Annotated in this window: 9 protein-coding genes; 7 read left to right on the plus strand and 2 right to left on the minus strand. The window is 60.9% G+C overall.

Translation table 11 applies throughout. The features are described from left to right. Positions 1-137 precede the first annotated feature (137 nt). The gene (locus tag ACW9IB_RS05595; protein ID WP_457365580.1) at positions 138-1028 is read right to left on the minus strand and encodes a LysR substrate-binding domain-containing protein; all 891 of its coding nucleotides are present in this window, start codon (positions 1026-1028) and stop codon (positions 138-140) included. Between the two features lie 101 nt (positions 1029-1129). On the opposite strand from ACW9IB_RS05595, the gene ACW9IB_RS05600 reads away from it, so the two are divergent. The 3 genes from ACW9IB_RS05600 to ACW9IB_RS05610 all read left to right on the plus strand — a co-directional run bounded on the left by ACW9IB_RS05600 (position 1130) and on the right by ACW9IB_RS05610 (position 5125). Further along, the gene (locus tag ACW9IB_RS05600) at positions 1130-2545 is read left to right on the plus strand and encodes an aldehyde dehydrogenase family protein (RefSeq protein WP_457412683.1); all 1416 of its coding nucleotides are present in this window, start codon (positions 1130-1132) and stop codon (positions 2543-2545) included. 145 nt (positions 2546-2690) lie between these two features. Continuing rightward, positions 2691-4583, plus strand: coding sequence for a penicillin-binding protein 2 (gene mrdA, locus ACW9IB_RS05605; protein ID WP_457365582.1), 1893 nt, complete (start codon positions 2691-2693; stop codon positions 4581-4583). Positions 4584-4657: 74 nt separating this feature from the next. Continuing rightward, a complete protein-coding gene (locus ACW9IB_RS05610; protein WP_457365583.1) occupies positions 4658-5125 on the plus strand; it encodes an SRPBCC family protein in 468 nt (155 codons plus the stop codon). A gap of 33 nt (positions 5126-5158) precedes the next feature. On the opposite strand, the gene ACW9IB_RS05615 is transcribed toward ACW9IB_RS05610, so the two are convergent. After that, positions 5159-7396, minus strand: coding sequence for a TonB-dependent receptor (locus tag ACW9IB_RS05615; RefSeq protein WP_457412685.1), 2238 nt, complete (start codon positions 7394-7396; stop codon positions 5159-5161). A 181-nt stretch (positions 7397-7577) separates the two neighbouring features. On the opposite strand from ACW9IB_RS05615, the gene ACW9IB_RS05620 reads away from it, so the two are divergent. The 4 genes from ACW9IB_RS05620 to ACW9IB_RS05635 all read left to right on the plus strand — a co-directional run bounded on the left by ACW9IB_RS05620 (position 7578) and on the right by ACW9IB_RS05635 (position 11976). Continuing rightward, entirely contained in the window at positions 7578-9935 is a 2358-nt protein-coding gene (locus ACW9IB_RS05620; protein WP_457412687.1) for a DNA polymerase II, read from the plus strand. Positions 9936-10005: 70 nt separating this feature from the next. Then, entirely contained in the window at positions 10006-10584 is a 579-nt protein-coding gene (locus ACW9IB_RS05625) for a GNAT family N-acetyltransferase (protein ID WP_457365586.1), read from the plus strand. 12 nt (positions 10585-10596) lie between these two features. Then, positions 10597-11229 (plus strand): glutathione S-transferase N-terminal domain-containing protein, encoded by a 633-nt coding sequence (locus ACW9IB_RS05630; RefSeq protein WP_457412688.1) that lies wholly within the window; start codon positions 10597-10599, stop codon positions 11227-11229. A gap of 165 nt (positions 11230-11394) precedes the next feature. Then, on the plus strand, positions 11395-11976 hold the full coding sequence (locus ACW9IB_RS05635; protein WP_457365588.1) for a DUF4174 domain-containing protein: 582 nt from the start codon (positions 11395-11397) through the stop codon (positions 11974-11976). Positions 11977-12169 lie beyond the last annotated feature (193 nt).

Raw genomic sequence — 12169 nt, forward strand, 5'->3', positions numbered from 1 at the left:
GTGGGGTTTCCCCATGTGAGAGTAGGTCATCGTCAAGATTAAATTCCGAAACCCCATTTGCGAAAGCAGATGGGGTTTTGTTTTGGGCGGGTGAAAAGTTTGAACACTCACCAGGCCCTCAGTCCTCTACGCGCCCATCAAAACCCTTGCTCTCTGATCAGTTCTATCAACGCTCTAAGCCCCGCCGGAACGTGTCGTCTTCCTGGATAGTAGAGGCGCAGCTTATCGAGCGGTGGTGTCCAATCCTCCAGTACACGCACCAGCGTCCCTGCGGCGAGGTCTGAAGCCGCGTGCCACTCCGTCAAATAAGTCAGCCCCATGCCTGCTCTGGCTGCTTGCGCCATCAGCGTAGAGTTATCGAGTGTCAACGAACCCTGCACATCCACAGATATGGCTTCGCCATGCCGTTCGAACTCCCAGCGATAAATCGCACCACTCGGCATTCTGCTACGAATGCATTCATGGCTGATCAGATCCAGGGGCGATTTTGGGACAGGCCGATTGGCAAAGTAGGCAGGGCTGCCCAGCACCGCAAAACGCTGCGCAGGACTGATGTCTACGGCGATCATGTCCTGCGCAATGCTGTCGCCCAGACGAATGCCTGCATCGAACCCTTGGGCGACGATATCGATCAGACGCCCCTCCGTGACAATATCCAGCTTCATCTGCGGATAGCGCCGCGCGTATTCCAGTAGCAGAGGCATCACCTGCTTGGCTGCGCCAGCCGAGGTGTTCAGCCGCAGTGTGCCGCTGGGTGCGGCCTGACGATTTCCTGCCTGCTCCAGTGCCACCCGGATCGTCGAAATAGCCGGAGTGATTGTGCTGACAAACTCCGCTCCCACCTCCGACAGCGACACGCTGCGCGTCGTGCGATTGAACAGCCGTACACCTAGCCGGGCCTCTAGCCCGGCAATGGAGTGGCTGAGTGCGGAGGTCGAGACATTCAACTCTGTCGCCGCTGCCCGAAAGCTGCGATGACGCGCAACTGCCAGTACCGCTTCCAACTCATTCAGTCCCGAGGTATTCATTGTCCTGTATCGCTCATCAACTCATGCTGTTTTGTACGGATTATCAGGCTAATCATAGTGGCATACCGTAGGGCATACCAACTGAGTTCCTTGGAGGTCCCATGCATCAGATCAACCAGATTTATATCAACGGCCAATTCGTGACGCCCCATGGCGAAGAGCTATACGATCTCTTCAATCCCGCCACCGCCCAATGTATCGGTCAGGTTCGCTTGGCCGACGAGCAAGATGCGATCACCGCGATCCATGCCGCAAAGCAAGCGTTCCCCGAATACGCTCGCACCACAAAAGCGGTACGAATCGACTATCTCAAACGCATGCACGCTGCCGTTGCGTCCATAGAGTCAGAACTCACCGATGCGATCATCGAAGAGTATGGCGCCCCAGTGTCCCGGGCGGTCTGGATGGCCAAACATGCCGCGAGTGTCCTGCTGGACGCGGCAACCGTGCTGCAAGACTACGGATTCACCCAGCGTATCGGCATTGCCGAAGTGACAATGCAACCCCTGGGTGTCGCCGGCCTCATCACGCCTTGGAACAGCAACGCCGGTTTCATTTGCGGCAAACTCGCGGCCGCGCTGGCCGCCGGCTGTACGGCGGTGATCAAACCCAGTGAGATGAGCGCCCTGCAAACCGCTATCGTGACACGAGCCTTGCACGAAGCGGGTTTACCGCCGGGTGTCTTCAATATCGTGACTGGACGCGGCGAAACCGTTGGCGCCGTACTCAGCACACATCCGGATATCGCCAAGGTTTCGTTTACCGGCTCGACAGCTGTGGGTAAGCAAATCCTGCGTGCCGGCGCGGAGACCCTGAAACGCATCACCCTCGAGTTGGGAGGAAAGTCGCCGGTCCTGGTGCTTGACGATGCGGACCTGAAAGAAGCCATCCCCATGGCGCTTCAGGCCGGCTTCATGAACAGCGGCCAAGCGTGCATTGCTGGCAGCCGAATCCTCGTACCCGCTCATCGGCTGGAAGAAGTCGAGGCGCTGATCGTCGAGGAAGTCGCTGCGATCCGTGCGGGAGAGCCCCGCGACCCAACCACCAGCGTCGGCCCCATGGTCAGTCTCAAACAATGGCAGCGGGTCCAGCGATACATCCAGCTCGGCTTGGAGGAGGGCGCTCACCTGCTGGCTGGCGGTCCAGGCCTGCCGGACGACATTGAGTCCGGTTGGTTTGTGCGACCTACCGTATTCAGTCGAGTGACCAATCAGATGACCATTGCCCGTGAAGAAATCTTTGGCCCGGTGCTGTCGATCATTACCTACAGCGATGAGGCCGAAGCCCTGAGCATCGCCAACGATACGCCCTACGGGTTACAGGCGTACATTCTGTCCTCCGACCCCCATCGAGCCCGCACATTGGCCGCTCAAATCGAGGCAGGTCGCGTGTTGATCAACACCCTGGCTCACGAACCGTTTGCGCCGTTCGGTGGTTTCAAGCAATCGGGCATTGGCCGTGAATATGGCACTTTTGGCCTGGAAGCCTTTTTGGAGCCAAAATCGGTTTTGTCTTGATGAAATAAACGTCCTCCAGCCTGCCGTTGGGGAAATCGATGCAAAGTGTTTCTGCATTTTTGGTATGGTGCAGCACATTTTCACAGGGATTGATTCTTCACCCGCAGGATGCGGCGTCGACCTTCTTCAACGAGATGCTGTAGAAATGCCTGAACCCATACCGATCAAGGACCACGAAAAAGAATACCGCCTGGTCAACAAGCGCCTGTTTGCCTGCGCATTGCTGGTGGTGGGCATTACCTGCGCCCTGGTGGGGCGCATGTACTTCCTGCAGGTCGTGCAGTTTGACTATCACTCCACCATTTCTGAAAACAATCGTGTTCACGTACTGCCCATCACGCCGACCCGCGGGCTGATCTATGACCGCAACGGCGTGGTGCTGGCCGACAACCGCCCCAGCTACAACCTGACGATCACCCGTGAGCGCACCACGGACCTCAACGGTGAACTGGATGCCATCGTCAATTTGCTGCATTTGCCTGCCGAAGACCGCGCGGTCTTCGACAAGGCGCTCAAGCAGGCACGCCACCCCTTTGTGCCGGTGACACTGTTTTACGAACTGACCGAAGAACAAATCGCGTTACTGGCCGTGAACGAGTTCCGCCTGCCTGGCGTCGACGTCGAGCCACAGTTTGTGCGGCACTATCCATTGGGGGCGCATTTCGCCCATTCCATCGGCTACGTGGGGCGGATCAACGAAAAGGAATCCAAGGCCCTCGACTCGGTTGAATACCGTGGCACCCAGTCCATTGGCAAGACCGGTATCGAGCGCTTTTACGAGTCCGAACTGCACGGCCATGTGGGTTATGAAGAGGTCGAGACCAACGCCCAGGGCCGTGTGCTGCGTGTGCTCAAGCACACCGACCCGATTCCCGGCAAAAACATTGTGTTGAGCCTTGACGTCAAACTCCAGGAAGCTGCTGAAGAAGCCTTGGGCGATCGCCGTGGCTCGGTGGTCGCACTCGACCCGCAAACTGGCGAAGTGCTGGCCATGGTCAGCAAGCCGAGCTTCGACCCGAACCTGTTCGTTACCGGTATCAGCTTCAAGGAATACGCCGCGCTGCACGACTCCATCGACCGGCCGCTGTTCAACCGCGTCCTGCGCGGGCTCTATGCGCCAGGCTCGACCATCAAGCCAGAAGTGGCCATCGCCGGCCTCGACAGCGGTGTCGTTACCGCTCAGACCCGGGTGTTCGACCCCGGTTACTACCAACTGCCCGATTTTGACCACAAATACCGCAACTGGAACCACAGCGGCGACGGTTGGGTAGACATGGACGCAGCGATCATGCGCTCCAACGACACCTACTTCTACGACCTGGCCCACAAGCTAGGCATCGACCGCCTGCACGACTACCTCGCCGAGTTCGGTCTGGGTCAGAAAGTCTCGCTGGACATGTTCGAAGAGTCCGCTGGCCTGATGCCTTCCCAGGCATGGAAACGTGCGACCCGCCGCCAACCCTGGTTCCCCGGTGAAACCGTGATCCTCGGAATCGGCCAAGGTTATATGCAGGTCACGCCGCTGCAACTGGCCCAGGCTACCGCGCTGATCGCCAACAAGGGCGTGTGGAACCGACCGCGCCTGGCCAAGACCATCAATGGCGTGCCGCCGGTGGACGAAAACCCGATGCCCAACGTGGTTCTCAAGAATCCGCGTGATTGGGAGCAGGTCAACCATGGCATGCAGTTGGTGATGCACGATCCGCGGGGTATTGCCCGTGCCGCGGCGCAAGGCGCGCAGTACCGTATCGCTGGCAAGAGTGGTACCGCGCAAGTGGTGGCGATCAAACAGGGCGAGCGCTACAACCGCGACAAAACCCTGGAACGCCATCGTGACAACGCCTTGTTCGTCGGTTTTGCCCCTGCCGAACACCCGAAGATCGTGATCTCGGTGATGATCGAAAACGGCGAGGCCGGTGGCCGCGTGGCGGGCCCGGTGGTGCGGCAAATCATGGACGCCTGGCTGCTCGACCAAGAGGGGCATCTGAAGCCGCAATACGCAACCCCAGCCAAGGCGCCCGGTGATCCGCGCGTCTGAAGCGACAACCCGAGTGTGCCGTGAAGAGTTGCGCATTGTTCGATGTCGCCTACTGTCAATGGAGGAGGTGACTTATGCACGTATTGGATCGCATAGAACGAAAAGTCCTGCTCAACGCGCCACGTAAACAGGTCTGGGAAGCACTGGTCGATGCCGAGCGGTTCGGCAACTGGTTCGGCATCGCCCTTGAGGGCAAACACTTTGTGGCGGGGGAAACACTTGAGGCACCGATCACTTATCCCGGTTACGAGCATGTGATCTGGAAGGCAAAGATCGAGCGGATCCTGCCGCAAACCCTGTTCTCTTTCCGCTGGCATCCGTTTGCAGTAGAGAAGGGTGTCGATTACGACAAAGAAACACCCACCTTGGTGGAGTTCACGATTGAAGACCGTTCGCCGGGCATTTTGCTGCGGGTAGTCGAGTCCGGGTTTGACGCCGTACCCGAAGCTCGACGGCAAAAAGCGTTCAAGATGAATTCCCGAGGCTGGGATGAACAGATGGGCAACATCGAAAACTACCTGAGCCAGGCCCGTCAGGCCTGAAGAGCGGCAGCCTTGGCTGCCGCCCATCCACCCTTAGAAGTCCACCGTTGCCGAAAACTTCGCCACGCGCGGGTCGCCTTGGCTCAGGAAGCCACCCTGGGCCGATTCCCAGTACTTCTCGTTAGCGACGTTTTCGACCGTTGCACCCAGGGTGACGTCACGCTGGGCGACCTTGAAGTTGTAGCGTGCGCCCACGTCGAAACGGTTCCACGTCGGTAGGCTCAGGTTGTTGGCCGCGTCGGCATACTGGCCGCCGGTACGCAGCATGCGTCCGTTGAGCGTCACGCCTTGCAGGCCCGGCACATCCCAGTCCACCCCGGCATTGAGCTGGAAGGAGGGCACGCCGATGGCGCGGTTGCCGTCGTTGGCGCCGTTCTGGGTGTCCTTGAGTTCGGTCTTCATCACGGTCACACCGCCGAGCAAACGCAGGCCGCTGACCGGTTCGCCGAAGACGTTGAACTCCACGCCCTTGTTTATCTGCTGACCTTCACGCACATAGCGCGCGGTGTTGGCGTCGATCACTTCGGTGTAGCCGGCGCCGGGCTGTTCGATACGGTACACACCCAGCGTCGCGCCGTAGGTGCCCATGTCCACTTTCACGCCGGCTTCGATCTGCTTGGAACGTGCCGGCGCATAGGCCTGGCCGCCGCCGATGACTGTGCGGGTGCCCGAGTTGATCGGCGAAGTGGGGCCCTGGGCCAGCCCTTCGATGCGGTTCGCATACAGGGACACATGTTCCCACGGCTTGAACACAAGGCCATAGACCGGCGTGGTGATCGACTCGTCATAGTTGGCCGTACGGGTGCCACTCATGTAGTTGTAGCCCTGCACCACCATCTGCTGGCGGCGGGCGCCAACGGTGACCAGCAGGCGGTCATCGAACAAGCCCAGCGTGTCGGACACCGCCAGGCTGCGCACGAAGGTCTTGCCGGTGATGGTCGGGTCGCTGAAGTCGGTACCCGGCGTATTGCGCGGGTTGTTCAAGGCCGGTGGCGCACCGGTCACCGGGTTGTAGATATTGGTCGCGGTGCGTCCACTGGCGAACACATAAGCATTGCGCCCCTGGGTCCAGATGCCCGCCAGGCCGACATTCAGGCGATGGCTGACCTGCCCGGTCTGGAACTTGCCGTTCAGACCGCCCATCACGCTGCTGTTGTCTTCTTCGTGGGCAATGGTCGAGCCGCTGGCCTGGGCATTGCCGAAATTGTCGGTCAGGGTCACCGACGAGTAACGGCCCATTTCGCGGGTATGCTTGGCGCCGGCCGCCGCGTAAGCGGTCCAGTTGTCGTTCAGGTCGTACTCGGCGCGGAGCATGCCCAGTGTGTCTTCCAGGCTGGTACTGCTCCAGCTCGGCGCGTAATTGGTATCGGCTGATGGCGCATCCGGTACGTGGGTGGCGGTACCGAGGAAGACGGAGTTGCGTCCGCCGTTGATACGCTGCTTCTGATACACAAAGTCACTGGACAGGCGCAACGCATCGCCACGGTAGTCCAGGCCGACTGCGAACAGCTTCGAACGCTGGCTCTCGTCATCGATGCCGGTATCGCCTTCGCGCTGGGAAATGTTCACCCGTGCGCCAAACCGATTGTCCTCACCGAAGCGCTGACCAAGGTCCAGGTGCTCGCCTACCCGGCCATCGCTGCTGATGTCGGTGCTGAAACGACGCAATGGCACATCGTCAGCGCGTTTGGCTTGCAGGTTCACACCACCGCCAATGCCCGAGCCGGTGGGGGTGACGCCGTTGATGAAAGCGTTCGGGCCCTTGAACACCTCGACCCGCTCCAGTGCGTCAGTGGAGATGATCTGACGCGGCAGGATGCCGTACAGGCCGTTAAAGGAAATGTCGTCGCCGTTCAGTGGCAGGCCGCGAATCATGAAGGTCTGGGCCTGGTTGGCGAAGCCCGACGCCTGGCGTACGGACGAGTCGTTGAGCAGCACATCGCCGACGGTTTCGGCTTGCTGGTCGCGAATCAGTTTTTCGGTATAGGAGGACATGCTGAACGGCACATCCATGATGTCCTGATTGCCCAGCACGCCCAATTGCGCACCGCGTGCCACCTGACCGCCGGCGTATACCGGGGGCAGGGCATTGGGCGTAGGGGCTTCGGCGTTGATGCTGGTGGCGCCCAATTCCAGGGTGTTGCCATCCTGACGGTTGTTCGCATCCTGCGCAGTGGTGGGGCTTGCGGCGTGAGCGGCAACGCTCAGGGAGCAGCAAAGGGCGAGCAGAGTCGGGCGAAACGGCACATCGAATGGGCTACGGGCGAACATGGTCGATCCTGTGGGAAAAAGGGCAACAAATGTTGCGCGTCCTCACTGCGCGGATACGACTCCGATGCAAATGATAGTAATTATTATTAACGCCCTGCAACAATTATTTGTCTTGACGGTCTGCGTGCGCGTATTGCCGAGTAGAATCTCGTCCTGAAAGCGATTCCTGAGGTGCGGTACGGTGGATTTACAGCAGGGTTTTGTCCTGACCCGGCATTGGCGCGATACCCCGGCGGGCACGGAGGTCAGTTTCTGGCTGGCCACCGACCAAGGGCCAAGGTGCATCCGCCTACCCGTACAAACCTCGGTGGTGTTCATTCCCGAAGCCCATCGCAAACCGCTGGGTTGGCTGCTCAAGGACGAACGCGACATCGAACTGCGCCCCCTGCAGTTGTGCGACTTCCATCACCGCCCGGTGCTGGGCCTCTACGCCCGCCAACATCGCCAGCTCATGGACGTGGAAAAACGCCTGCGCGCCGCCGGTGTCGACGTCTACGAAGGCGACGTGCGTCCGCCCGAGCGCTACATGATGGAACGCTTCATCACCGCCCCCGTGTGGTTTGGCGGCACACCTGCTGCCGACGGCGTGTTGCTGGAGGCGCAGATGAAACCAGCGCCCGACTACCGCCCCTCGCTCAAGCTGGTGTCCCTCGACATCGAAACCACCGCCAAGGGGGAGTTGTATTCCATCGCCCTCGAAGGTTGCGGCGAGCGTCAGGTATACATGCTCGGGCCGCCGAACAAGGCCGATGCCGTCGACTTCAAGCTCGACTACTGCGACACCCGCGCCCAACTGCTCGAACGTCTCAACCAATGGATCGCCACGCATGACCCCGATGCAATCATCGGCTGGAATCTGGTGCAGTTCGACCTGCGGGTGCTCCACGAACATGCCCAGCGTCTCAACGTGCCGCTGCTGCTCGGGCGCGGCGCCGAGCCGATGGCCTGGCGTGAGCATGGCAGCCGCAACCATTATTTCGCCGCGGCGGCGGGGCGCTTGATCATCGACGGTATCGAGGCCTTGCGCTCGGCCACCTGGAGCTTCGAATCCTTCAGCCTCGAAAACGTCGCGCAAACCCTGCTGGGCGAAGGCAAGGACATCTCCACACCGTACCAACGCATGGACGAAATCAATCGCATGTTCGCCGAGGACAAGCCGGCCCTGGCGCGCTACAACCTCAAGGACTGCGAGCTGGTCACGCGCATCTTCGAAAAGACCGAGTTGCTCACGTTCTTGCTCGAACGTGCCAGCGTCACCGGGTTGCCGGCCGACCGCAGCGGTGGCTCCGTCGCCGCGTTCACCCACCTGTACATGCCGCTGATGCACCGCCAGGGCTTCGTCGCGCCGAACCTCGGAGACAAACCGCCCCAGGCCAGCCCCGGCGGATTTGTCATGGACTCGCGTCCCGGCCTGTACGAGTCGGTGCTGGTGCTGGATTACAAAAGCCTCTACCCCTCGATCATCCGCAGCTTCTTGATTGATCCGGTCGGCCTGATCGAAGGCCTCAAGCACCCCGACGACGCAGAGTCGGTGGAAGGCTTTCGCGGCGCGCGCTTCTCCCGTACCCGGCATTGTCTGCCGTCCATCGTTGCGCGGGTTGCCGAAGGCCGCGAAATGGCCAAGCGCGACCACAACGCGCCGTTGTCCCAGGCGTTGAAGATCATCATGAACGCCTTCTACGGCGTACTCGGTTCCAGCGGCTGCCGTTTCTTCGACACACGGTTGGCCTCGTCGATCACCATGCGCGGCCACCAGATCATGCGCCAGACCCGCCAGTTGGTCGAAGCCCAAGGCTATGAAGTGATCTACGGCGACACCGACTCCACCTTCGTCTGGCTCGGCAGTGCTCATTCCCAGGAAGACGCCAATCGCATCGGTCAGGGCCTGGTGCAACACGTCAACGACTGGTGGCGCGAACACCTGCAACGTGATTTCGGCCTGCAAAGCGCCCTGGAGCTGCAATACGAAACCCACTTCACGCGCTTCCTGATGCCGACCATCCGCGGTGCCGAGGAGGGCAGCAAAAAGCGTTATGCCGGCCTGGTAGTGCGCAGCGATGGCCGTGAAGACATGGTCTACAAAGGCCTGGAAACCGTACGCAGCGACTGGTCGCCTCTGGCCCGGCAATTCCAGCAGGAGCTGTATCAGCGCATCTTTCATCGCCAGCCCCACCAGGACTACGTGCGTGACTACGTGCGGCGCACCCTCAGTGGTGAATTCGACGAGCTGTTGATCTACCGCAAACGCCTGCGCCGCCAACTGGACGACTACGAGCGCAACGTCCCGCCCCATGTGCGCGCGGCGCGCCTGGCCGACGACTACAACGACCGCCTGGGCCGGCCACGCCAATACCAGCGTGGCGGCTGGATCAGTTACGTGATGACCGTCAACGGTCCGGAACCGTTGGAAGTGCGCCAGGCGCCGATCGACTACGACCACTACGTCACCCGCCAATTGCAGCCGGTGGCCGATGCGATTCTGCCTTTCGTGAATGACGACTTCAGCACGCTGGTCGGTGGGCAAATGGGCCTGTTCTGAAACGGCTTGCCAGCACCGGCCAAGAGCCTGCACTCTAGGCCACTGACGACCCTCAGACGGCGCAGCCTCCATGACCCAGATCACCCTGACCGGCACCACGGTCGAACTCCTGCCCCTGCAACGGGAACACGCCACCGCCTTGCTCGACGCCGCCGCCGATGGCCAACTGTGGAACCTCAAGGTCACCAACGTACCGGGCCCGGACACCGTCGATCAATACATCGATACCGCCCTGGCCGGACGCGACGCCGGCACGGTGATCCCGTTCACCATCGTGCGCCGCGACACCGGCCAGGTGGTCGGCAGCACGCGGTTCTGGAAGGTCGACCGGGTCAATCGCAAGCTGGAAATCGGCCATACCTGGCTGGCGGCATCCACGCAGAAATCCTCGATCAACACCGAAGCCAAGCTCCTGCTGCTGACCCATGCCTTCGAAGTACTCGACTGCGTGCGCGTGCAATTCACCACCGACGAACTCAACGAAAAATCCCGCGCCGCGATCCTGCGCCTCGGCGCCGTGCAGGAAGGCATTGTGCGCCACGAACGCATCATGCCCGATGGCCGCAAGCGCAACTCGGTGCGCTTCAGCATCATCGATTCGGAATGGCCGCAGGTGAAGGCCCACTTGCAGGCCAAACTGCAACGCTAGGAGGAAGTGCCCATGTACACGCTCTATGGCATCGACGAGTCTGGCTCCTGCATGATCGAAATCGCCCTGCAGCGTTGCGGGGTGCCGTGGCGGAGGGTCGACGCCAGCTCCTGGGTCACGGGGGAGGGCAGTGACGAACTCGCCCGCATCAACCCGCTCAAACAGGTGCCGACGCTGGTCACGCCCAATGGCCAGGTGCTGACTGAAAGCGCGGCGATTCTGATTCATCTGGGCCTGGAATACCCGTCTTCCGAACTGCTGGCCGGCAACCGCGCGCAGATCCTGCGCGGCCTGGTGTACATCGCCGCCAATTGCTATTCGGCCATCGGCATCATCGACTACCCGCAGCGCTGGTTGGGCAATGTCAATGAGACGGTGCAGACGCAACTGGTCACCGGCACGCGGCGCTATCTGCACCAAGCCTGGGTGGTTTTCGCCGACCAGTTTGCCGAGCAGCTGTTTGCCCCCGGTGGAGCGCCGAATGCCCTGGGCATCATGGCGGCGGCGGTGTCGCGCTGGGATGAGGCGCGGGACGCCTTGAACGGCCTGGCGCCCGGCTTTGCCCAGAGCCTGGCGCAAGTGGACGCCGATGCCCTGGTGGCCCCCGTGTTTGCGCGGCATTGGCCGGAATGGAAGGTCTCATGATGTTTCCGCAATCAGAAGAAACAATGACCCGTGAACCCTGGCAACCCCTTGCGCAGCGGGCGTCCTGACCTACGCTTTCTTAAAGTGGTGTAGGAATCATCCTTGAATTTGACTGTCGCAGACATGAAACTCAAGAACCCTGCACGGAATTCAAAGGAGGTGTGCATGCTCATCCGGTCGCTGACCCTGGCTACCTTGATGGCTTTTACGGGGCCGCTGTTGGCCGCGGATGATATCAACCCGCTCAAGCAGGATTTGGGCAAAGCCCGGCCGCTGGTGGTGGTGGAGCTTGATTCCGGTAACGACACCCTGGCGACCCTCAAGAAACAGCTCGACGAGCCTGCCAACAAACAATCCTTTGAAGAACGCAGCATGGTGTTCTACACCGTGAAGTTCGGCAGCATCGGTGCCGAGGGCGAGAAGTTCGCCAAGGACCCCAAAGACAGCAAGAAACTCACCCCTCCGGAAACCAACGCACTGATCCGCGCCCTCAAGCTGGGAGCCGGCAGCGGGACCAAAGTGATCCTGGTGGGCAAGGACGGCGAGAAGAAGGTCGAGAAGACCGTGCCGCCGGATACCCTCGACCTCAAGGCCTTTTTCAGCGCCATCGACCAGATGCCCCAGGCTGAAAAAGACCTGGCCGCGCCGGCCGAACCTGAACCCGCCGCAGCGGCTCCTGCGCCGGCCAAGGGCGCCAAAGCAGGCAAACACCCGACCAAGCCAGCCCCCCAACAACTCGACGACTGAACCACGCTTTTTCATGGTGAACGGGCTTGTCGAATCGTCGCACCGCCCGCGCGGGTCTGCGCAGCAGACCCAAACCCGGACAACGCGCTACACCTGAAAGAACGCGCTGGTTCGAATGGGGCCGCTTCGCAGCCCGGCGCAGGGCAAGCCTGCTCACCACAAGGCCAGTGGCGCTGATTTCTTATTGGATGAG

The sequence above is a fragment of the Pseudomonas sp. SDO524_S393 genome, from assembly GCF_054071875.1.